The organism is Granulicatella sp. HMSC31F03 (assembly GCF_001807725.1).
Classification (GTDB): Bacteria; Bacillota; Bacilli; order Lactobacillales; family Aerococcaceae; genus Granulicatella; species Granulicatella adiacens.
In genome coordinates this window covers 1-23,490 of the sequence record NZ_KV790844.1, presented here as the reverse complement: position 1 = coordinate 23,490, position 23,490 = coordinate 1, and the positions used below count along the sequence as shown (strand labels likewise).

General features: G+C 36.5%; 21 protein-coding genes. 20 read left to right on the top strand and 1 reads right to left on the bottom strand.

Going from position 1 to position 23,490, the window contains the following annotated elements; all coding sequences use genetic code 11:
- Positions 1–88: 88 nt before the first annotated feature.
- From murD to HMPREF3106_RS01245, 15 genes are all read left to right on the top strand, one after another.
- Entirely contained in the window at positions 89–1,447 is a 1,359-nt protein-coding gene (murD, locus tag HMPREF3106_RS01310) for a UDP-N-acetylmuramoyl-L-alanine--D-glutamate ligase (RefSeq protein WP_005605978.1), read from the top strand.
- Positions 1,448–1,464: 17 nt separating this feature from the next.
- Positions 1,465–2,568 carry an undecaprenyldiphospho-muramoylpentapeptide beta-N-acetylglucosaminyltransferase gene (gene murG / locus HMPREF3106_RS01305; protein ID WP_005605976.1) on the top strand — a complete coding sequence of 368 codons (1,104 nt, stop codon included), beginning with the start codon at positions 1,465–1,467 and terminating at the stop codon, positions 2,566–2,568.
- An 18-nt stretch (positions 2,569–2,586) separates the two neighbouring features.
- Complete coding sequence (locus HMPREF3106_RS01300) at positions 2,587–3,444, top strand: cell division protein FtsQ/DivIB (RefSeq protein ID WP_005605974.1); 858 nt, start codon at positions 2,587–2,589, stop codon at positions 3,442–3,444.
- A 129-nt stretch (positions 3,445–3,573) separates the two neighbouring features.
- On the top strand, positions 3,574–4,902 hold the full coding sequence (gene ftsA / locus HMPREF3106_RS01295) for a cell division protein FtsA (RefSeq protein WP_005605973.1): 1,329 nt from the start codon (positions 3,574–3,576) through the stop codon (positions 4,900–4,902).
- A gap of 24 nt (positions 4,903–4,926) precedes the next feature.
- Entirely contained in the window at positions 4,927–6,216 is a 1,290-nt protein-coding gene (ftsZ, locus tag HMPREF3106_RS01290) for a cell division protein FtsZ (protein ID WP_005605971.1), read from the top strand.
- Positions 6,216–6,899, top strand: coding sequence for a YggS family pyridoxal phosphate-dependent enzyme (locus HMPREF3106_RS01285; RefSeq protein WP_070443899.1), 684 nt, complete (start codon positions 6,216–6,218; stop codon positions 6,897–6,899). Before ftsZ ends, HMPREF3106_RS01285 begins: the two co-directional genes overlap by 1 nt.
- Positions 6,899–7,348 (top strand): cell division protein SepF, encoded by a 450-nt coding sequence (locus tag HMPREF3106_RS01280; protein ID WP_070443896.1) that lies wholly within the window; start codon positions 6,899–6,901, stop codon positions 7,346–7,348. Before HMPREF3106_RS01285 ends, HMPREF3106_RS01280 begins: the two co-directional genes overlap by 1 nt.
- Positions 7,349–7,360: 12 nt before the next feature.
- Positions 7,361–7,621, top strand: a complete 261-nt coding sequence (locus tag HMPREF3106_RS01275) for a hypothetical protein (RefSeq protein WP_070443893.1) — start codon at positions 7,361–7,363, stop codon at positions 7,619–7,621.
- A 14-nt stretch (positions 7,622–7,635) separates the two neighbouring features.
- Positions 7,636–8,427 (top strand): YlmH family RNA-binding protein, encoded by a 792-nt coding sequence (locus HMPREF3106_RS01270; protein ID WP_070443890.1) that lies wholly within the window; start codon positions 7,636–7,638, stop codon positions 8,425–8,427.
- A gap of 13 nt (positions 8,428–8,440) precedes the next feature.
- Positions 8,441–8,998, top strand: coding sequence for a DivIVA domain-containing protein (locus HMPREF3106_RS01265; RefSeq protein WP_005605962.1), 558 nt, complete (start codon positions 8,441–8,443; stop codon positions 8,996–8,998).
- A gap of 57 nt (positions 8,999–9,055) precedes the next feature.
- Complete coding sequence (locus tag HMPREF3106_RS01260) at positions 9,056–9,310, top strand: iron-sulfur cluster biosynthesis family protein (protein ID WP_083281563.1); 255 nt, start codon at positions 9,056–9,058, stop codon at positions 9,308–9,310.
- Positions 9,311–9,320: 10 nt separating this feature from the next.
- Positions 9,321–9,434 carry an iron-sulfur cluster assembly accessory protein gene (locus HMPREF3106_RS09735; RefSeq protein ID WP_083281562.1) on the top strand — a complete coding sequence of 38 codons (114 nt, stop codon included), beginning with the start codon at positions 9,321–9,323 and terminating at the stop codon, positions 9,432–9,434.
- Between the two features lie 121 nt (positions 9,435–9,555).
- The gene (locus tag HMPREF3106_RS01255; protein ID WP_070443887.1) at positions 9,556–11,313 is read left to right on the top strand and encodes a phosphotransferase; all 1,758 of its coding nucleotides are present in this window, start codon (positions 9,556–9,558) and stop codon (positions 11,311–11,313) included.
- Positions 11,313–12,047 (top strand): sugar phosphate nucleotidyltransferase, encoded by a 735-nt coding sequence (locus tag HMPREF3106_RS01250; RefSeq protein WP_070443884.1) that lies wholly within the window; start codon positions 11,313–11,315, stop codon positions 12,045–12,047. Before HMPREF3106_RS01255 ends, HMPREF3106_RS01250 begins: the two co-directional genes overlap by 1 nt.
- A complete protein-coding gene (locus HMPREF3106_RS01245) occupies positions 12,040–13,566 on the top strand; it encodes a BCCT family transporter (protein ID WP_005605955.1) in 1,527 nt (508 codons plus the stop codon). The genes HMPREF3106_RS01250 and HMPREF3106_RS01245 overlap by 8 nt, the downstream gene beginning before the upstream one ends.
- Positions 13,567–13,850: 284 nt before the next feature.
- Here HMPREF3106_RS01245 and HMPREF3106_RS01240 read toward each other — a convergent pair whose 3' ends face one another.
- On the bottom strand, positions 13,851–14,288 hold the full coding sequence (locus HMPREF3106_RS01240; RefSeq protein WP_070443881.1) for a CopY/TcrY family copper transport repressor: 438 nt from the start codon (positions 14,286–14,288) through the stop codon (positions 13,851–13,853).
- A 248-nt stretch (positions 14,289–14,536) separates the two neighbouring features.
- Between HMPREF3106_RS01240 and nrdI the strand changes: the two genes are divergently transcribed.
- The 5 genes from nrdI to HMPREF3106_RS01215 all read left to right on the top strand — a co-directional run.
- On the top strand, positions 14,537–14,902 hold the full coding sequence (gene nrdI / locus HMPREF3106_RS01235) for a class Ib ribonucleoside-diphosphate reductase assembly flavoprotein NrdI (RefSeq protein WP_039848917.1): 366 nt from the start codon (positions 14,537–14,539) through the stop codon (positions 14,900–14,902).
- A 10-nt stretch (positions 14,903–14,912) separates the two neighbouring features.
- Positions 14,913–17,072 carry a class 1b ribonucleoside-diphosphate reductase subunit alpha gene (gene nrdE / locus HMPREF3106_RS01230; protein ID WP_070443908.1) on the top strand — a complete coding sequence of 720 codons (2,160 nt, stop codon included), beginning with the start codon at positions 14,913–14,915 and terminating at the stop codon, positions 17,070–17,072.
- 29 nt (positions 17,073–17,101) lie between these two features.
- Positions 17,102–18,112 (top strand): class 1b ribonucleoside-diphosphate reductase subunit beta, encoded by a 1,011-nt coding sequence (gene nrdF, locus HMPREF3106_RS01225; RefSeq protein ID WP_070443878.1) that lies wholly within the window; start codon positions 17,102–17,104, stop codon positions 18,110–18,112.
- A 779-nt stretch (positions 18,113–18,891) separates the two neighbouring features.
- Positions 18,892–20,250 carry a serine hydrolase gene (locus HMPREF3106_RS01220; protein ID WP_070443875.1) on the top strand — a complete coding sequence of 453 codons (1,359 nt, stop codon included), beginning with the start codon at positions 18,892–18,894 and terminating at the stop codon, positions 20,248–20,250.
- A gap of 269 nt (positions 20,251–20,519) precedes the next feature.
- Positions 20,520–23,490 (top strand): CshA/CshB family fibrillar adhesin-related protein (locus tag HMPREF3106_RS01215; protein ID WP_148129385.1); only part of this gene is annotated, 2,971 nt, incomplete at its 3' end.

Sequence of the window (23,490 nt, the reverse complement as noted above, 5' to 3'; positions counted from 1 at the left end):
GAATTAACATATTTTAACGGAGAGCTGGCCATTTTTGTCCAGCCTTTCTCCATATACATATTAAAAAGAGAAAATTGGAGGAATCATTGTGCGGAATACACATGCATTTGAAAATAAAAAAGTACTAGTCATTGGACTTGCTAAAAGTGGAGTGAATGTAGCGAAATTGCTATACCATTTAGGAGCAGATGTGACGGTGAACGACCGAACACCACTTGAAGAAAGTGTTGACGCACAAGGGTTAGTTGCTGAAGGGGTTAAAGTGGTTTCTGGGGGGCATCCACTAGAGTTACTTGATGGAGACGTGGATTTCGTTGTTAAAAACCCAGGGATTCCTTATTCAAATCCTTTAGTAGCCAAAGCTGTTGATAAAGGGTTACCAGTTTATACTGAAATTGAAATTGCACAACGTGTCATGGAAGGAACCGTTCTTGGGATTACAGGTTCTAATGGAAAAACCACGACAACTACATTAACAAACTTAATGCTACATGAATCCTTCCCTGAAAGAAGAACTTTTGCTTGCGGAAATATCGGAGTCCCTTTATCGCAACTGGCAGAAGATTCAAAAGAAACAGATATTTATGTCACTGAATTATCAAGTTTTCAATTAATGGGAATTGAAGCGTTTCGACCTAAAGTAGCGTGTATCGTGAATATCTTTAGTGCGCATTTGGACTATCATGGATCTCGCGAAGAGTATGTAAAAGCGAAATTACAAATCACTAAAAATCAAACAGAAGAGGATTTCCTTGTTTACAATGCGGATTTCCCAGAATTATATGAGTTTATTAAAGGCCATACAAAAGCAACCTTAGTACCTTTCAGCCGCAAATCGGTCTTGGAACACGGCGCTTATACGGATGAAACTTCGATTTACTTTAATGGGGAAGCCGTAATGCCAATTGAAGCCATTCAAGTACCTGGCGTTCAAAATGTGGAAAACGTGTTGGCCGCAGTCGCGATTTGCAAATTACAAGGAGCAACCAATGAAGGAATCGAAAAAGCAGTTCGTTCATTCCATGGAGTAAAACACCGTACACAATATGTGAAAACCATTGAAGGTCGTAAATTCTACAACGATTCAAAAGCAACAAATATCATTGCGACACAAACAGCCTTAAGAAGTTTTACAAATCAATCTGTTGTATTGATTGCTGGTGGACTAGATCGTGGGAATGGTTTTGAAGAATTAGAATCATCACTTGGAAATGTCCGTGAAATGGTCGTTTACGGAGAAACAAAAGAGAAGTTGAAAGCGACTGCTGAAAAATTATCGATTCCAGTAACTGTAGTAGAAACATTAGAAGAAGCTGTGCCAAAAGCGTATGCAGCTAGTCGTGAGGGAGAAATTGTATTGCTTTCACCTGCATGCGCAAGTTGGGATCAATTCGCTAACTTTGAAGTTCGCGGTGATTGTTTCATTGAAGCAGTAGAGAAACTGTAATATATAGGAGAAAAAAGATGAGAGTATTAGTTTCAGGAGGAGGAACGGGTGGACATATTTATCCAGCACTTTCCTTAATGAATTATTTGAAAGAACAGGACCCTTCAACAGAGTTTCTTTATGTAGGGACTGAACGCGGATTAGAAAGTACCATCGTTCCAAAAGCGGGATATGATTTTAAAACGATTAAGATTCAAGGAATCGTTCGTTCATTATCGTTAGAAAACTTTAAGACATTATGGTATTTCTGTACAAGCTATTTTAAAGCAAAAGAAATCGTAAAAGAGTTCAAACCAGATATTGTAATTGGTACTGGAGGATATGTATGCGCGCCAGTATTATACGCAGCAGCAAACATGGGAATTCCAACGATTATTCATGAGCAAAACAGTTTAGCAGGAATCACCAATAAATTCTTAGCAAGAAAAGTGTCTAAGATTGCAATTTGCTTCGATGCGGTTCGTAAAGATTTTGCAAAATACGAAGATAAAGTTGTCATGACAGGAAATCCTCGTGGACAAGAGCTAGCAAATGCTGTTCGTGATGATGCTTATCTAGATTTACTTGGAATCAAAAAAGAAAAACCGATTGTATTAATCTTTGGGGGAAGCCGAGGCTCATTACGAATGAACGAATCATTCTTAGAAGCTTTAGAGGAATTAGAAGCAAAAGATTATCAAGTGGTCATGGTGACCGGGCAAGTGCATTATGACAAAATCAACAATCATATTACAAGTTTGAAAAAACCATTGCAAAATGTCACAGTTTTACCATATATTAATAATATGGTGCAAATGTTCCAAAACACAGATTTAGTAGTTTGTCGTAGTGGAGCAACAACATTGATTGAATTAACAGCTCTAGGATTACCAAGCGTTTTAATTCCAAGTCCGTATGTGACTGAAAATCACCAAGAAGCCAATGCAATGTCATTAGTAGAAAAAGATGCAGCGACTATGATTTTAGAGAAAGATTTAAATGGACAAAGTTTAGTTGCAGAAATTGATCGTATAATGGAAGATGAACCAAAACGTCTACAAATGGCCAGCAATTCCAAAGCTTTGGGTATTACCGATGCTTCAACGAGACTTGAAACAATTATTCATTCTCTAGTGAAATAAAGATAGAAGGAGGAGAATATGTTTAATCGAAAGACACCAAAAAAAGCTCCTCCGCGTGAATTAACACCTTGGGAGTTAGCGCAGCAAAACTCACCTACTTCTAGAGTAGAAGAGACAGTTCCAAAAGAGGATGTACGACCTCCAAAAAGAGAACCCAAACCTAAAAAGAAAAAGCCTGAATCAAAAGGAATTACGAATGCAACACTGTTAAAAGGAATTTTTATTGTGTGTTTAGCTTGGAGTATTTATTTTATTTCTCCACTATCAAAAGTTTCTGAGATTGAGGTAGTAGGATTAAGCCAAGTTCCTGCTGAACTAGTTCAAGAGAAAGATGGAATTGTCAAAGGGCAAAGTATTTGGACGATTTTAGCCAATCGTACACGTACCGCAACACTTTTAAAAGCTGCCAGTCCAAAAATTAAAGATGCTTCTATTGAACTAGTAGCATGGAATAAAATACGTTTGAATATTGAAGAAAATCCTGCTATTGGTTATTTTAAAACGGAAGAGAAAACATTTGAACTTCTTGCTGATGGTCAAACAATCGAAGTGGAAGCAACTCTTTCTACAGAAGAATATCCAGAATTAGTAGATTTTACTGAAGAAACTCAATATAAAACTCTAGCGAAACAATTAGAAAAAGTTTCTAGTAGTATTATTCGAGAGATAAAAGAAATTCAATATCCAAACGATATTAAAAATCACCAAAAAATTTATTTGAAGATGAAAGATGGAAATCGAGTCATCGGAAATTTGAAGGATATTGGGGATAAATTAGTGTATTATCCATCAATTGCAAAACAGTTGAATGGTAAAAAGGGAACCGTTGATATGGAAGTGGGAATATACTTTACACCGGATACAACGATTCGATAAAAAAGTCTTAAAACTCGCTCATATGTTTTTTGTAGTGAACGTAATTGTGTTAAAATATAAGGAGTATCACTAACAAAATTAACATTAAAAAATGAATTATGAATAATCGTATAGGAGGTTTCAATAAACGTGAAAAATCAGGGAATTTATGTGAGTTTAGATATTGGAACCACTTCAATAAAAGTTGTAGTAGCTGAGTATGTCAGAGGACAATTAAATATTATTGGAGTCGGCAATGAAAAATCAGAAGGATTGAGCCGTGGAGTCATCGTAGATATTGATGAAACAGTTGAATCCATTCGAAAAGCAGTACGACAAGCAGAACAAAAATCAAATATTCAAATCAAGGACGTTATCGTTGGAATTCCAAGTAATCAAATTTCAATCGAACCTTGTCATGGAATGATTGCTGTATCAAGTGAAAATAGAGAAATTACAGATGTGGATGTATATAATGTGATTTCCGCTGCAAAAGTTCGTTCAGTTGCACCTGAACGCGAAATTATTTCTGTTATTCCAGAAGAGTTCATCGTGGATGGATTTGACGGGATTAAAGATCCTCGTGGAATGATTGGCGTTCGCTTAGAATTATTTGCGAGCATGATTACAGGACCTAAGACGATTGTTCATAATATTAAACGTTGTATTGACAAAGCCGGATTAAATATTGAAGAAATGGTGATTCAACCATTAGCGATTAGTCAAGTAGCATTAACTCCAGGTGAAAGAGAATTTGGAACAATTTTAATTGACATGGGTGGTGGACAAACTAGTGCTTCTGTTATGCATGACAATCAGTTGAAATTTTCATTTGTGGATCAAGAGGGTGGAGATTTCGTATCAAAAGACATCTCAATCATCTTGAATGCAAGCTTTGAAAATGCTGAACGCATTAAACGTGAATATGGATATGCAATCTCATCAGAAACGAGTGCAGATGAATTTTTCCCAGTTGAAACGATTGGAAAGAAAGATCCAATAAAAGTAGATGAACATTACTTATCAGAAATTATTGAAGCTCGTGTCGTTCAAACTTTTGAAACGGTAAAACGTGCTCTAGACCAAGTGGAAGCATTAAAACTTCCAGGAGGAATCGTGTTAACGGGTGGAGCTTCTTCACTTGCAGGAGTTCAAGAGTTAGCACAAGAAATTTTTGGAGTACAAGTGAAAACTTATATTCCTGAGCAAATGGGAATGAGAAATCCTATTTATGCAACTAGTATGGGGTTAATTCAATATGCTGCAAGCTTAGATGATGTTCACCGTATCGCACAAAAAGGGAAACCTGGTGTAGAACAACGTCCAGTACAAAGCACTCCAAAAAGTGCACCTGTACAAGTTCAACCAACAGCTCCAGTTCAACAACCACAAGATGTTGAACAAGAAGCAAGTGGTGAAGAACAAGGGTTTGGAGCAAAAGTGAAGAACTTCTTTAAAATGTTTATTGACGAAAATTAAGAAGAGAACCAAGGAGGAAATATAATGGATTTCGAATTCGATACAAATTTAGATGGCGCAGTTATTAAAGTCATTGGTGTTGGTGGTGCTGGTAACAACGCTGTTAACCGTATGATTGCAGAAGGAGTACAAGGTGTAGAGTTCATCGTAGCAAACACTGATACTCAAGCTTTAAGAAACTCAGAAGCTGAAACTAAAATTCAATTAGGACCAAAATTAACAAAAGGTTTAGGGGCTGGATCATTACCTGATATCGGTCTAAAAGCTGCAGAAGAAAGTGAAGAACAAATTCGCGAAGCTTTAGTTGGCGCAGACTTAATCTTCGTTACTGCTGGTATGGGTGGAGGTACTGGTACAGGTGCTGCACCAGTTGTTGCTCGTATTGCGAAAGAGTTAGGCGCATTAACAGTGGGGGTTGTTACACGTCCATTTAGCTTTGAAGGACCAAAACGTGGTCGCTTCGCTGCAGAAGGTGTTGCACAATTAAAAGCAAACGTAGATACATTAGTAACGATTTCAAATAACCGCTTATTAGAAATCGTTGATAAAAAGACTCCTATGTTAGAAGCTTTCCGTGAAGCTGATAATGTATTACGTCAAGGGGTACAAGGAATCTCTGATTTAATTACTGCACCTGGTTACGTTAACTTGGACTTCGCTGATGTGAAGACAGTGATGAAAGATCAAGGTTCAGCATTAATGGGGATTGGTGTTGCTAGTGGTGAAAACCGTACGGCAGAAGCTACGAAGAAAGCTATTTCTTCACCATTATTAGAAGTATCTATCGATGGAGCAGAACAAATCCTATTAAACATCACTGGTGGTGCAGACTTAACATTATTTGAAGCACAAGACGCTTCTGATATCGTTGCAGCAGCTTCAACAAGTGAAGTAAACATTATCTTCGGTACTTCAATCAATGAAAACCTAGGAGATGAAGTCATTGTTACTGTTATCGCAACAGGAATTGACGAGGAGCGTAAACACGAAAAAAAGTCAGTAACTCGCGCTAACCGTTCTCCATTTACAAGCAGTACTTCAACTCGTAAAGATTTAGGGAATAACCCTCAAACTTTCCAAGAGAAACAAGTACCTTCAAAACCACAAGTTGTTGAAGAAAAGAAAGCAGAAAAAGACTTGTTTGGTGACTGGGATATCCGTCGTGAAACTACAGTGCGTGATACTTCTTCATCAACTGATGCAGATTCACCATTTGCGCAAAGCAATTTTGTAGAGGCTCCTTCTGAGCCAAAACAAGCTGAAAATGATGGATTAGATACTCCGCCATTTTTCAGAAAAAGAAATAGAAATTAATGAGTATCATTAAACAGAATGTAAGTCGTATTATGAACTTGGTTGCATCTTCTTGTAACCAAGTTCATAGACTATCTACGGAAGTTTGTCCTATTGTTGTGACAAAAAATCGCTCTCAAGAAGAAGTTCAAGAGATGTATGATTTGGGTTTTCGACATTTTGCGGAGAATCGTGTTGAAAAACTACTTGAACGGCAGGAACAATTTCCCGAAGAGGATATTTTCTGGCATTTAATCGGTCCTTTGCAAAAGCGTAAAGTAAAACAAGTTATTAATCGAATTGATTTATTTCATGCTCTTGATAGACTCTCTATTATGAGTGAGATTGATAAACGTCTCGAGAAACCTTTGGACTGTCTGTTAGAAATAAATGTCTCTGGTGAGGAAACGAAACATGGTTTTTCACCTGAAGAGGCTTTTGACGCTTATACGGAGAGTAAGCAGTATGAAAAAATTCATATTGTTGGACTAATGACGATGGCGCCTTATAAAGCAAGCGATGAAGAAATTCGCTTCTTTTTTTCGCGTTTAGCACAATTAGCTAAAAAGATTGAAGAAAAGGAAAACCTATCACAACCGCTCCAGTTAAGTATGGGAATGAGTGGAGATTTTCCAATCGCTATCCAGTGTGGCGCAACATATATTCGAATTGGCACAAGCTGGTTTGAAACGGAGGAAGAATAATGGGATTCATGAATCGTGTAAAAAACTTTTTAAGTCCTGAAGATGATTATTATGAAGAAGATGATCAATTTGAATATGTGGAAGAGACTGAGGATAATAGTCAGACTCCAGTTCGTTCTAGAACGAACTCTTCGAATGTCGTTCCTTTCCAAAGCCCAGGAGTAAAGAAAACATCTAAAATTTCTGTGATGGAACCTAGCGTATATTCAGAAGCGGAACGTATAGCAGATGCTCTCTTAAAAGGGGAAGCAGTACTCATCAACTTTAAACGGATGGAACCAAAAGATGCAAAACGTGTCATTGATTTTGTAGTTGGAGTGGCGTATGCTATTAATGGTGATGTTCAAAAAGTAAGAGATGAAATTTTTATCTGCTCACCAGCGAATTTTCAAGTACAAGGAAACTTTGACGAGGAAGCAGGAGATGTTTTTCGACGTCCTGAGTTTTAAAGGAGGAATATTATGGCAAATGAATTTATTTCAGGGATTACTCTTATAGCAACTTATTATACATTATTTTTAATATTATATGGATTGAATATTTATTGGAATCTCTATCTTCCAACGTTTGTTGAGGATTTTCTTGATAATGTGTGTAGACCTTTTGTAAGTCTATTTAAGAATGTAAGAATTGGGAATTATAGTTTAGCATTATTGACTTCAATCGTTGTTGTATTTTTCGTTAATTTATTAATTGTTAGTTTAATACGTTTGATTTTTTAATAAGGTGAAGAATTATGGGCAGTGGAGTTGAGCAACATTTTAGAAAAGAGGAAATCTCTTTTCTAAAGCAAGTGGAAGAATGGGTAGAAGAAGTACGTTTGCAGTACGCGCCTGTATTGACGAATTATCTTGATCCACGCCAACAGTTTATTGTGGAGGCAATCGTGGGTCAGTATGATGATGTTCGTTACTACTTTGATGGCGGGTATATTGATGCTGAACGAAAACGCTGTATGATTTGTCCGGATTATTATGAGCCAACTTTAGAGGATTTCGAAAATGCTCTTTTTCATATTCAATATCCGAAGAAATTCGCAACACTGGGGCATGGTAAGATTCTTGGGTCACTGATGAGCCTTGGGTTTGACCGTAGTCTGATTGGCGATATTATTTCTAACGGAGAAGACTGGCAATTATTCTGTGCACAAAATATGAAAGAATATATCAAACAACAGCTAGAAAAAATTGGGAAAGTTGCTGTAAGGCTTGAAGAAGTCGACTATACGAAATTAATTGTACCAGTGGATCATTGGACAAATATTCAAACAGTTGTAAGTTCTCTTCGTTTAGATACAGTGATTGCTTCCGTATTTAATGTGTCAAGACAGCGTTCAAAAGAAATGATTGAAAGTGGTAAAGTAAAGGTGAACTGGACAGAAGAGAATCGCCCAGACTTTATGCTTGAAATTTTAGATATTGTATCCATACGTGGATATGGACGTCTTCAAATTCAAAAAATTGAAGGACGAACCAAAAAAGATAAAATTAAAATCGAACTTGGTCTATTAGAAAAAAATAAAAAATAAAGGGGAGTTATTCATGTCAATTACACCAAACGATATTCATAACAAAGATTTTTCAACAAAATTCAAAGGCTTCGATCCAGAAGAAGTTAATGAGTTTTTGGATGAAGTAAAAAAAGAATTAGAACATTTAATTCGTGAAAATAAAGATTTAGAAAAACGCGTGAAATTTAATGAAGAAAAAGTAGAATACTTTACTTCTATTCAAGAAACTTTGAATAAATCTATTATCGTAGCTCAAGAAGCAGCAGATAGACTACGTGAAAATGCACGTAAAGATGCGGAAATCATTATTTTTGAAGCAGAAAAAACTGCGGAAGAATTATTAAAAGAGGCAGCTGAAAAAGCGACTCAAATTAATCGTGAAACAGACGCAATTAAGAAGGAAACACGTATTTTCCGTCAACGTCTTCAAATCTTAAGTCAAACACAATTAGAAATGATTAAAAATGAAGAGTGGGATATGGTGTTAAATACACCTTCACAAATTGAAGTGACACCACCGACAATTGATTCAATTATCGAAAAACGTGCTAAAAGAACTGAGCACCTTACTGAAGAAGAACAACAATAATCAATTTAGAAGGGGACCCAAAGGAGGTCTCCTTTTTCGATAGAAAGAGAGGAAGCAATGGAAATTAGTTTTAGTGAAACAGCTAAAGATAAACTATTAAAATTAATGAATGAAAAAGGATTAACAGATGTTTTTTTCGTTATGGATTATGCTGATGGAGATAGTCCTTTCTACGACGAAGGCGGAGGGTGTCATTGCCAAGTTAATGAGAAGTATCATTTAGTCATTTTAAAGAAAGAAGAGGAGTCTACTTTACATCGAAAGTTCGACAAGTTATTAGAGACTAATTTGGGAAAAAGTTTATGTCTCTAGTCGCTATGAAATGATGTTTGACCAGAAAAATGTAGTCGATTATAGTGTGGATAAATATGGGTTTTACTTAAAGAGTGAGGCAGGTATCTTATCCATGAGACTCAATATTGATTTTATAGCGTAAAAAGATGAGCATTTGCTCATCTTTTTTTGTATTTAAGGATTTTTTTACTTTAAAAGGCTTGTACCTTCATTGAATACATAGTATACTGTTTTTGTTCACGAAAACAAAAGAGGTGAATTTTATGAACAAAGTTAATTTAGATTTGTTGAAATTAATCAAAAAGAACGCTATTCATAATCAACGAGAATTGGCAGATTTATCAGGTTATTCTCTGGGACTGGTGAATCGTGAAATTAAAAAATTAAGAGAATTAAAGCTAGTTGATGAAGAATTTCGAATGACTAGTAAGGCAAAAACGCTATTCAAAAAAAATAAACCTAAAAATGCAGTAATCTTGGCAGCTGGCTTTGGGATGCGAATGGTTCCCATCAATACAGAAACGCCAAAAGGACTTCTAGAAGTCAAAAATGAACCACTTATTGAGCGATTGATTAAACAATTACAAGAAGTGGGAGTATCAGATATCACTGTGGTCGTAGGCTTTATGAAAGAACAGTACGAGTATTTAATCGATGATTTTCAAGTAAAATTAGCAGTGAATCCAGATTATGCTACGAAAAATAATTTTTATTCATTACAACGAGTTGCTGGAATCTTAGGAAACACGTATATTGTCCCTTGTGACTTGTGGTGTGAGGAGAATCCCTTTGAAGAGGATGAATTATACTCTTGGTATTTAATGGGACATGAGGAAGTGGAACAAAGCTATTTTAGAGTGAATAAAAAGCAAGAAATCATCACGAGTGAGAAAAGAAGAAAAGGAAACCGCCCATACGGAATTTGCTATCTTGCTGAAAAAGAAGCTAAAGTGGTGACCAAGCAATTAAATATAGCTGCTGAAGAAAAAAGGCATGAAAAATCTTTCTGGGAAGTTACTTTAGAGGATAAAGATAAAAAGTACATTGTATATCCAAAAATGATTGATGATAAAAAGATTGCTGAAATTAATACTTACGAGCAGTTACGTGAAATCGACCATTCCTCCAGTCATTTAGAAACAGATGCTTTAATCAACATTTCAAAAGCATTAGGAGTACCTTTAGAGGAAATAGTAAATATTGAAGTATTAAAAAAAGGAATGACGAATCGTAGCTTCTTATTTACTTGTAAAGAACAAAAATACATTATGCGTATTCCAGGAGAAGGAACGGATTATCTCATCAATCGTAAGGAAGAAGCTGATGTATACCGCGTGTTAGAAGGCAAAAAAATCTGTGACGATGTTGTATATATGAATCCTGAGAATGGATATAAGATTACAGCCTATCTAGATGGAGCACGCTCTTGTGATAGTGAAAATAAAGAAGATTTGAAACGTTGTATAGCAAAACTTCGTGAGTTCCATGCGTCTAAACTGAAAGTCGCTCATACATTTGATCCATTTAAACAAATCGTGTTTTATCAAAGTTTATGGAACGGTCAAGCGTCTTACTATAAAGATCATGAAAAAACGCAAAATGAAATATTAAGCTTAAAGAGTTTTGTAGAAAAATATAAAAAGGAGCCAGTTCTAAGCCATATAGATTCAGTCTACGATAATTTTCTTTTCACGAAAGAAGGAGATATTCGACTGATTGACTGGGAATATGCAGGTATGCAAGATCCACATATCGATATTGCAATGTTTTGTATTTACGCTGGATATGACCGTAAACAAGCAGACGAATTAATGGACCTTTATTTTGAAGGAAAATGCGAAAAGATGACGCGTATTAAAATTTATGCGTATATGGCCGTTAGCGGAATGCTTTGGAGCAACTGGTGCGAATATAAACGCACACTAGGTGTTGATTTTGGTGAATATTCACTCATGCAATATCGTTATGCCAAAGACTTCTATCGCATTGTGCAAGAAGAATTAGCAAAAGAGGAAAAATAATGACACATACGATTAAACGAGCAATTATAATGGCTGCGGGAAAAGGGACACGAATGCGTCCAATAACTAATGAAATCCCAAAACCATTAGTAAAAGTAAATGGGAAAAGAATGATTGAGACGGTAATCGATGCCTTATATGAACAAGGAATTCAAGAGATTTACGTGGTTGTCGGTTATTTAAAGGAAAAATTTTCTGAGTTAAAAGCAGATTATCCAAATATTACCATTGTAGAAAATCCTTATTTTGATATTGCCAACAATATTTCTTCTCTTTATGTTGTCAGAGGTCATCTAGAAGAAGCCATTATTTTAGATGGAGATCAGTTAATTTTTAACAGTGAGATTTTACATCCAGAGTTCACTCGCTCAGGTTACGCATGTATTCCAGTAGAAAACGGGACGCAAGAGTGGCTCATGCAAGTGAATACAGATGGAGTAGTTACCAGCTGTAGTCGTACTGGTGGAGAAAAGGGATGGCAATTATATAGCATTTCTCGTTGGACGAAAGAAGACGGACAAAAGTTAAAACATCATTTGGAAATCGAGTTTGAAGAAAAGAAACATCATGACATTTATTGGGATGATGTAGCGATGTTTTGTTACCCCACAGAATATCAAATGGGTATCTACCCAATACAACAGGGAGATATCGTAGAAATCGATAGCTTGGAAGAATTGGTAACAATGGATGCATCGTATCAAACTTTATTAGAGGAGGCTCATTATGAATAATGAATTGGAGAAAAAATCGTTAAGAGATGAAATTGACTGGATTGCTACACTAGTACCATTATTTGGAGTATTATTTCTAGGACTATTATTTTTGATATTCCCGGATTCTAGTTCTGCAGTACTTGAAGGAGTTCGAGGGTTTTTAGGAGACCAATTCAGTATTTATTATGCCATGTTAGGAGTTGGTGTATTCCTGTGTAGTATGTATGTAGCTTTCTCTAAATATGGACGTATCGTATTAGGTGGGAATGAATCTAAAGTAGAATATTCAAATTTCCAATGGGGAGTGATGATTTTTACTTCTACGATGGCAGCAGATATTGTGTTCTATGCAATGATTGAGTGGGCACTCTATGCACAAGAGTCTTATCTTGGAGAGCTTGGTAGCATCCAAAAATGGGCTTCGACATTCCCATTATTCCACTGGGGACCTATTGCCTGGGGATTCTACATTATGTTAGCCGTCGCTTTTGGATTTATGTTACATAATCGAAAAGTAGAAAAACAAAAATTCTCAGAAGCTTGTCGTCCTCTTTTAGGAGATAAAGTAGACGGATGGATGGGAAAAGTCATTGACTTAATCGCTATCTTTGCATTAATTGCAGGAACAGCAACAACGTTCTCACTAGCGACCCCACTTCTTTCAGCGGCTATGAGCCAAGTGTTTGGAATTCAAAATTCGAAACTAATTACGATTGTTGTATTATTGTTAATTGCAGTAGTTTATACAAGCACTGTTATGTTAGGAATGGAAGCTGTCTCAAAATTAGCAGCCATTTGTACATACTTATTCTTTGCACTTCTCGCTTATTTCCTATTCCTAGGAGGAGAGACAGTTTATATTCTTGAAACAGGATTTAGCGCAATTGGAAATCTTGTTCAAAACTTTATCGGAATGTCCACATGGTTAGATCCACTTCGCGAGACAAGTTTCCCTCAAAAATGGACGATTTACTACTGGTCTTATTGGATGGTATGGTGTGTAGCGACGCCATTCTTTATCGGTAGTATTTCAAAAGGCCGTACTGTTAAAAATACGGTTCTAGGTGGATATGCATGGGGAATCGCAGGAACATTTACAGCATTTATTATTCTTGGGAACTACGGACTTGCGCAACAATTAAAGCATGGCTTAGATATTACAGGAATTTTAAATACAAATGCGGATTATGCTGCAGCCATTCTTAAAATTTTTGAGACAATGCCATTAGCGAATATTGGATTGCTACTTCTGGCTGTTACAATGATTGCTTTCTACGCGACGACGTTCGATGCATTAACACTCGTAGTTTCTGCTTATTCTTATAAAGAATTAACGCATACGCATGATAGTGATAAGCGTGTTCGTATGTTTTGGTCATTAGTACTGATTTTATTCCCAATCGCATTGATTTTCTCTGAAAATTCAATGTATAATCTTCAGTCGGTAGCCATTATTGCAGCCTTCCCAATTGGGATTATTATCATTATGATTATTGCAAGCTTCTTTAAAGATGCGAAGGACTATTTGAAATCGTAGTTGGCAATGACTATGAATCTATGACGGATATAGGAATAGTAGCTGTAATGGGATACCGGTGCAAGCCTTGGTCTTGCACCTTTAAAGCCTCAAAGAGGGAGTAAGGAATAAATTCCTAACTCCCTCTTATTCGTTTTAATATCCTTCCCATTACTGTTACTATTAAATCCGTAAGATTCATAGTCATTTAGCGAGAATTTTAAATAGTGCAAATTGGAATAAATTGAAAATAAAAATAACCTATTGTTTAAAGTCATTATGACTGTAAGCAATAGGTTTTTATGTTAGTGATGGTGATGGCAATTACATTGCCCAGGTAGGCAGTTACATGCAACAGAAGTAGGAGCGGTGGCCGCTTTTTCTTTTAAGGCATTCACTAATATTTGAATGTCATCTTGGCTTAAGGTGGCTTTATTGATTAGAGTGTGTAGTAAATTCCCATTTTGTTTGTGGCACACTTGTTCAAGAAGTGCATCTGTCTCTTGGTCGAGTTGCTCTTTTTCCAAAATCGTTGCAGAATAGTGGAAAGGTTTCTTTCGATTATCGATTTGAATATAGCCTTTCTTCGTTAGGCGAATAATCAGTGTTTTGACGGTTGATTCGCTCCAAGGGAATGATTTCTGCAGTTGTTCGATAATAAATCCACTTGTACTACTTGGGTTTGCCCATAATACGCGCATGACTTGGCGTTCCGAAGGGCTCATTGGTTGAAATTCAGACATAAATTAGAACTCCTTTCTTTTTTAGTCTACAATCGTCGACTGAATCTGTCAATGATTCGAATAAGAATAATACTAAATGTCGAAAAACACCGATTTCACTAACTATATTTTGTGTTGCCTAAAAAGAATGATACAAAATGTTGTAAAAAAATTGCAAAAAGGAACTAGACTAGATATAATTAACTTCGTGAGTTTCAAGTGAGATTGGAATGCATTTTCTTGTATTTCTATTTCGGAATGGAGATATTGTGAAAGTCGTTTATTTATCACTAACTGGAAAAACAAGACAATTCGTAAAAAAATTGGGTTGGGATTTTATTGAAATTTCTAAGAAAAATCCTACATTACAAATGAAAGAGCCTTATATCGTCATTACACCAACTTATGGAGATCAAGTGGCGAATTTTTTTTACGAATTTATTGATTTTGAAGAGAACAGAAAGCTGTTAATGGGAGTTGCTGGTTCAGGGAATCGCAATTTTAACACGAGTTTTTGTTCGAATTCCAAAGAGTTAGCGAGAAGATATGATGTTCCTTTACTTCATCGTTTTGAAAACCAAGGTACAGATAAAGATGTACAAATACTAATAGAAAAGGTGAGAGAGATTGGATAGTCCAAAATTAATGAACAAGACTCAAGAAGTTACATACTTCGCATTAAACAATGAGTTAAACCGTCCAGTTGATGGGAAAATTCCATTGCATAAAGATCGTGAAGCGGTTCGTGCATTCTTCTTAGAACACGTAAACCCAAATACAGTTTTCTTCTATACATTAGATGAAAAACTCGATTACTTAATCGAACACGATTATTTAGAAGCAGAATTTTTAGGAAAATACAACCGTAAATTCGTTAAGAAATTAATGAAAGAAACGTACAAGAAAAAATTCCGTTTCCGTTCATTTATGTCCGCATTTAAGTTCCACAAACAATATGCAATGAAGACAAATGACGGTCAACGTTACTTAGAACGTTTTGAAGATCGTATTGTATTTAACGCTCTTTTCTTAGCGGATGGCGATGAGCAATTAGCACATGATTTAGCAGAAGAAATGATTACACAACGTTACCAACCAGCAACACCAACATTCTTGAATGCCGGAAGAAAACGTCGTGGGGAACTCGTTTCATGCTTCTTAATTCAAACAACAGACGATATGAACAGTATCGGTCGTACCATCAACTCAGCTCTCCAATTATCAAGAATTGGGGGAGGAGTAGGAGTAAGCTTGTCTAACGTTCGTGCAGCAGGTGACCCAATCAAGAAAATTGAGAATGCATCAAGCGGTGTTGTTCCAATTATGAAATTATTAGAAGATAGTTTCAGTTACTCTAACCAATTAGGTCAACGTAACGGTGCCGGTGCGGTTTACTTAAATGTATTCCACCCAGATATCGTATCGTTCTTATCTACGAAAAAAGAAAACGCGGACGAAAAAGTGCGTGTGAAGACATTATCACTTGGATTAGTTGTTCCAGATAAATTCTACGAATTAATTAAAAACGACGACATTATGTACTTATTCAGCCCATACGATGTGGAACGTATTTACGGTGTACCATTCTCATATGTGGACATCACTAAAGAATATGACAACATGGTGAACAACCCTGAAATCCGTAAATCTAAATTACGTGCACGTGACTTAGAAAACGAAATTAGTAAATTACAACAAGAATCTGGATATCCATATGTGGTGAACATCGATACAGCAAACCGTGTAAACCCAATCGATGGGAAGATTATCATGAGTAATTTATGTTCTGAAATCCTACAAGTGCAAGAACCTTCAGTGATTAACAACGCTCAAGAGTATGAACACTTAGGAACGGATATTAGCTGTAACTTAGGTTCAACAAATATCGTGAACTTAATGAAATCTCCTGACTTCGAACGTTCTGTAGATGTAGCGGTTCGTGCGTTAACTTTCGTAACAGATCACTCAAGTATTGATGCGGTTCCAACGGTTAAAAACGGAAACAGCAAAGCACATACTATCGGTCTTGGAGCGATGGGATTACACACATTCTTTGCATTAAACCAAATGGAATACGGCTCACCTGAGTCTATCGAAGCAACTGATTTATACTTCAGAATGTTGAACTTCTACACATTGAAAGCAAGTAACAAGATTGCCAAAGAACGCGGTAAATCATTCGTTGGCTTTGAACGTTCTAAATACGCAACAGGTGAATACTTCGATAGTTACATTGCTGAGGATGTACAAGTTCAATCTGATAAAGTGAAGAAAATCTTTGAAAAACTTCCAATTCCAACTGCAGAAGATTGGAAACAATTAAAAGAAGACGTAATGAGCGGTGGATTATATCACCAAAACCGTTTAGCAATTGCACCAACAGGTTCAATCAGCTACGTAAACGAAACAAGTGCTTCATTACATCCAATCACTCGTTTAATTGAAGAACGTCAAGAGAAGAAGACTGGTAAGACTTATTACCCAGCTCCATTCTTATCAAATGACACTTTACCATTCTACCAATCAGCATACGATATCGATATGCGTAAAGTCATCGACGTATATGCAGCAGCGCAAAAACATATCGACCAAGGAATGAGCTTGACACTCTTCATGCGTTCAGAACTTCCTGAAGGATTATATGAATGGAAAGAAGGACGTACAAACAAGATGACCACACGTGACTTAAATATTTTACGTAACTACGCGTGGAATAAAGGCATCAAGTCTATCTACTATGTACGTACATTTACAGAAAACAACGACGAAATCGGAAGTAATGCTTGCGAAAGCTGTAGCATTTAATGGGAATACGAAAGAAAGGACAAAAGCTCATGAGTACAAAACGATATTTTAATGAGATTCTTTCTCAAAATTCTACACAACCAGTAGAGTACTATAAAGCGATTGACTGGAACCAAGTTGAAGACATGATCGATAAATTAACTTGGGAAAAACTAACAGAGCAATTCTGGTTAGATACACGTATTCCAGTATCAAACGACTTAGACGACTGGAGAACTTTATCACCTGCTGAAAAAGATGTAGTAGGTAAAGTATTCGGTGGATTAACATTATTAGATACGCTTCAATCAGAAGAAGGTGCAAGCTTAATGAAAGATTACGTGCGCACGCAACACGAAGAAGCAGTATGGAATAACATTCAATTCATGGAATCTGTTCACGCGAAAAGTTACTCAACCATCTTCAGTACTTTGCATACTAAAGCAGAAATCGAAGATATTTTCGAATGGACAAATAATAATGAATTCTTACAATTCAAAGCGAAAAAGATTAACGAAATCTACCAAAGTAAAGACGCTTTGAAGATGAAAGTTGCTTCTACAATGCTTGAAACATTCCTATTCTATAGTGGATTCTTTACACCACTTTATTACTTAGGAAACAACAAGCTTGCAAACGTAGCTGAAATCATCAAGTTAATCATTCGTGACGAGTCAGTTCACGGAACGTATACAGGTTATAAGTTCCAACAAGGGTACAACGAATTGTCAGAACAAGAACAAGAAGAAATGAAGATGTGGGTATACAACTTATGCTTGGAACTATACCAAAACGAAGTGAAGTATACACAATCTATCTATGACCAAGTTGGTTGGACTGAAAAGGTGAAAGTGTTCATTCGTTATAATGCGAATAAGGCACTTCAAAACTTAGGGTTTGATCCATTGTTCCCGGATACTGCTGAAGATGTGGATCCAATCGTGATGAACGGAATTTCAACCGGTACAAGTAACCATGACTTCTTCTCGCAAGTTGGGAATGGGTACTTACTCGGTAGTGTTGAAGCGATGGATGATGAAGACTATTCAAAATGGATGTAATTTCTATCCAAACAGGTTCCTGAAAAGGAGCCTGTTTTTTGTTGACGCAAAGGTAAAACACATAGAGCCTTCGGCTACGTTCAATAATTATAAGAATAACTGTACCGCCTCAAGCCGAGGTCTTGAGGCTACCAAGCTTCAAACACTCTCTAGAAAATGAATTTTCAAGAGAGTGTAATTCACATTGATTACGCACGTTATTCTTATGATTATTGGTATCCGAGGCTCTTTGTGATTTACAGTAAAAAGTTGGGTGCATTAGGAACATGTTTATTGAAAATAGGCCCATTTGACGGACACATCCATGTTTTTATCGGCCTCGCAAATGAACCGGAGCTTGGACAGAGTATGTGCTCCTCACCGATTGAGTCTGGGGTTGAGCTTCAAAGGGACTCTACGAAATAAATTTCGAAGATTCCCTAATTCACATCAGTTGTGGTCGCTATTGTTACCACTATAGACTCCGAAATCACTTCGTATTTTTGATTACCAAATATGGTAATTTAGGAATCAGTTTTGTGAAATAAGTTTATTGGTGTATTCATATCCAAACTTCAACACCCTTGTAAATGGAGAAGTGCAGGGATAAATTATCTGCTTCTTATAGAGTTTTTAAAACATATTGAGCTTTCGGTTACACTTAATAATTATAAGAATAACTGTATCATTTTAAGAGGAGTTCTTAAGTTTAGAAAAATGATTTAGATTTGTATTAAGTTTTATTGCAAAAAGAGGGAGAATTCAATAAAATGAGAGGAGATGTTTTAAGGGGAAAAATAATGAAAAAAATAATCAAATTAGTTTGCGTCTTGTTTTTATTGATGATGGGAGTTATCGGTACAATATCCACAGTGAACGCACAAGAATCTATTTTAAAAGTAGTTAAAGATGAAGGGTATGAGATTAGCTCTTCAGATACACTGAAAGCTTCACTAGTTGTGAGTATAGCGAATGGTGAAATATTATGGCAGGAAAATCCTGATAAAGCGGTAGATCCTGCTAGCTTAAGTAAATTAATGACGATTTTTATCGTTTATGATGCGATTAAAGAAGGGAAAATAAGTTTAAGTGATAAAGTTGTCCCAACCGCAACAGATGAGGCTATTTCTAAAATAACAGCCTTAAGTAATGTTCCGCTAACTGCTGGAGTCGAGTATCCAGTGGAGGAACTTGTAAAAATGGCACTCCTTCCTTCTTCTAATGCGGCTACGATTCTTTTGTCACATCTGGTAAATGATAATTCGGATGAATTTGTAGACTTAATGAATCAAAAGGCCAAAGAATTAGGAATGACGAATACCAAATTCGAAGGTGCTACTGGTGCGGTGGCGGAAGATTTCCAAGGTCATTATACAGTTAAAAGACATTCAATGAATCAACCCAACCAAACGACCGCTAGAGACCTAGCCAAAATGGTGATAGCATTATATAAATCGCACCCAGAAATCACTCAGTATACGAGAAATAGTACTCTTACGGTTATGAGTGGAACACCGTATGCACAAACGATTAAAAACACCAATCATTCGGTTCAAGGGGATTTATTAGCGTATCCTGGTATTATTGGTTTAAAAACGGGAACTAGTGAAAGAGATGGATTTAACTATATTGGGATTTATCAAAAAGACGGAGTGGAACTATTAGACATCGTTTTAGGTGTGAGTGAGTGGACTAGTGCTGCTGGAGAGTATAATCGTCATAAAATCGGAAATGCTTTATTGAGTTATGTTTTAAAGCAATATGAGGCACAAACTTTATTCAATCCTGGGATTCAAACCATTCAAGGCCAAAAAGTGAAATTAGATCATGCAGTGAAGGTTTTTACTGAAAAAGGAAAGACTGCAACCTATCAAATTGAGGGGAATCAGTTAAAAGTTGCAACACCTCAAGGGACGATTTATGAACAGGAATTAACTTTTTCTGTTGAGAAAGAGCCAGATGAAGCTGTTGAATCTACTTATGAAGAAACAACAACTGAGGCTAGTCAATGGATTCCTAAAATTATTTGGAATAAGACTGTTTATTTTATAAAGAAACTTCCACTTCTGTTTTGGGTATTCTTTTTTGGGATTGTACTTGTGTTTTACGTCCTTAGAAAATTTTTGAAAACAAATTCCAAAAGAGGCCGTCGTAGATAGAAAAATCAAATAAAATCAAGCATAGAACAGCATTGTTTATTTTCTGAAAATAAATAATGCTGTTTTATTTTATTCATATTTTCAATCATAAATTTTTAGATAGGAAAATGAATGAGAAAAGATCATAATTCACAAACAAATTATGAGTTTTCATAGTTGGAAAATGATGTATTGTATGATAAAATCTGTGGTTAGGTAGTGGTGAAAAAAGGGATGTTATCAATAAATTTCACAATATAAAAAAGATAGAGAAAAGAAAGAGGAAGGATATGTTTAGTTCAAAGAATGTTCAAATGAATGAGCGTAAAAAACGTTCAAAAGTAACTCGATACGCGATTAAAAAATTATCCGTAGGGACAGCTTCTGTTGCTGTTGCCTTAGGATTTATGTTCGTACAAGGTCAAACAATAGTACATGCGGATACTGTCGAAAGTGCATCGGTTTCGACACAAGAAGCTGCTAAAGAAAGTCCGAAAAAAGACTCGACTGAAGCAGAAAAGACTGTAAAAGAAGCTACACAAAAAGTAGAGCCGACTGCTGAAACGACAACAACAACTTCTCAACCAAAAGAGGAAAATGAGAAAACAAAGAAAGAAACTTCTGAAAAAGAAGCAGCATTACCTGACAAAGCTGAAGAAACAACGGCTGCTGCTGAAGTAAAAGAAGAAACAACCGTAGCACCAGAAAATAAACCTCGTACGCGTTCAAAACGTGAAACACCAGCGACTTCTAGTGAAAAAATTGGTGATGACGTTGTCGATGCTACTTCTGAGCCAAAAGTAGAAAAACCAGGTTTAACTCCACAAATCTTAGCGGACCAAGTTTTAAAACAAGTTTCTTGGTTGGATTTTGGGGATACTGCAAACTGGACTGGCGCAACTAGAACTGCTGATGGTAAATTAGCACTTCAAGTCGGAGCAACCTATACGAAAGAAATAATGCCGGGTTATAAGGTTAAATTAACAATTAAGTCTTTAAGACCTTTCCAAGCAACAGAAATCTATAGAAAACGTATGGAGAGTCAAGGAGCTACTCCTGAAGAAAAAGCTACTTATGATCCAAATGCCAAAAATGGATATATTAGTTCTAGTGGTAATCCAAAAGGAAGAGCAGCTTATCAAGCAGGTGCAGAAGCAAAAGTTATCGCTGAAGCACAAAATGAATGGACAGAGATTCGTAAAGAAGGGATTGATACTGGGAAAAAGAAAACAGTTATCACTTCCGAATTTGATGGTGGGAATTTTGGTATTCAATTTGAGATTTCTGGGACATACAACGGTAAACCAGTAAAACCATCTATCGTTATGGCCGATGCAGAATCAGCAAACCCTGGGGAATTAGTAATGTTTACTACAAACGGAACAGGGTGGCAACATGTTGGTGAGTGGCCTAAAAAAGGAGTTCCAAATACTCGTACTTACGTCCCACAAAATACAAAGGATACTTTTGATCCAGCTAAAAATTATAACGGCAGAAAGCCTGTAAATGTGGATGGGGTAAATTTACCTGGTCAAAATGCAAGTCAAATCTTAAATGCTGAGGGCGTAGGGTCAAAAGGTAAAACAGTTGCCTGGAAGTACTTTGGAAGTCCTGATTTGAAGACAGGTGGTTTAGGAACAGGAGTGTTTGGTTCAAACTATTCTGCAGGTCCGTTTTCAGTACCGCTTGTAATGACTCGAGGAGCTTCAGAAGTTGGAATTTATGTCATGGCTGCAGGGAAACAAGCAGCGATGATTGGATTCTTACCGTTTGATGAAAGTGATGCTCCGGAATCATATGGTCTTGCGACACACGCAGTTAACCAAGTGAATGGAGTTACTGGAGCAAAAGTAAATCAACCATATTTAGGGGATACTCGCCCAGATATGGATGAAAATCTAGATCGTTCTGACTGGAAAGGGGACGATAAAGATGGTTCAGGAGACGAAGGCATTAATCAAATCTTGCCAGCAGAGTTAAAAAATAAAACCAATGACATGATTTCTATCGAACGTACTCGTCCTGGAAACTATACGTTAACTGTTCAAGCACATACGGGTGGAAGCCCAGAAGCTTATCTTTACGGATGGATTGATTTCAACCGTAATGGAAAATTTGATGAAAATGAACGCTCTGAAAAAACAACGATTACTTCAGATGGAAATGCAGTTTTAACGTTTAATAACGGACCCGTTTTAAATGATTTAGAATTGCATAAACTTGGGGTACGTGTTCGTATTTCAACACATGCGCCAGATATTGAAAGTCCAACTGGAATGTCTATGTCCGGAGAAGTTGAAGATTTTGAAACACAAGTTATTTTCCCACCAAAAGGTAGTAAGACAGAGACAGAAGGAGTTCAAGGGGTTACTCAAAAAGGAACCGTTGAATTCACTGCCCAAGGAAAACAAAGATATTCAAAAACAGAAGATGCTGTTATCGATGAAACCGTTGCTCCATATATCGTAGATGAAAATGGAAATAAAGTGACGCTTGATTCAGAAGGTTATTATGCAGTTTCTGGTGAAGGTAAATATAAAGTTACAGGTACAGGGAAAGATGTTGTAGTTGAATTTGTGCCTGAAGCTGGATTTGTTGGAGTTGGTAAAGGAATTACGATTCGTCGTCATGACAATAATGGAGTTGATTCAGGCTGGAATACGAAAGATAATTCCGCTGCAACGATTAGCGACCAAGCGAATACAATGGATGGTCGCTACATTCCTAAGGTGATTCCACTTTCAGACGCTGCCACTTCAGAAGAGTTGCAAGGGTTAGAACATGATAAAACCTTGAAATTCATGAATGCAGCTGGTCCAGTTACTCCTTCTAGTGAAAATCCAATGCAAATTGTAGATCCTAAGACAGGAAACCCTATTGGAAATAGTGCACCTGCGATGAAAGATGGACAAGTAGTTGGAACATACGAAATTGAACCTACAACTGGAAAAGTGAAGTTTACGCCAAATAAAGATTTTAGAGGGACACCAGAACCAATTGTAGTCCAAGTAGTTGAAGCAAATACAGGTAGAGTCCTTGCTGGAGTGAAGTACATTCCAACGGTATTACCTGTTCAACCAATTGCTGAAGATAAGACAACAACAGGAAAACAAGGTCAAGTTCAATCTGAAACGATTACGTTTAAACAACAAAATGGAGCTGAACAAAAGGTTCCGATGGTGGTCAGTGATTCTAATCCAGTGAAGTTTATTGACCCGACAACGAAAGAACCAACAGACAAAACAGAATTACCAGCAATGA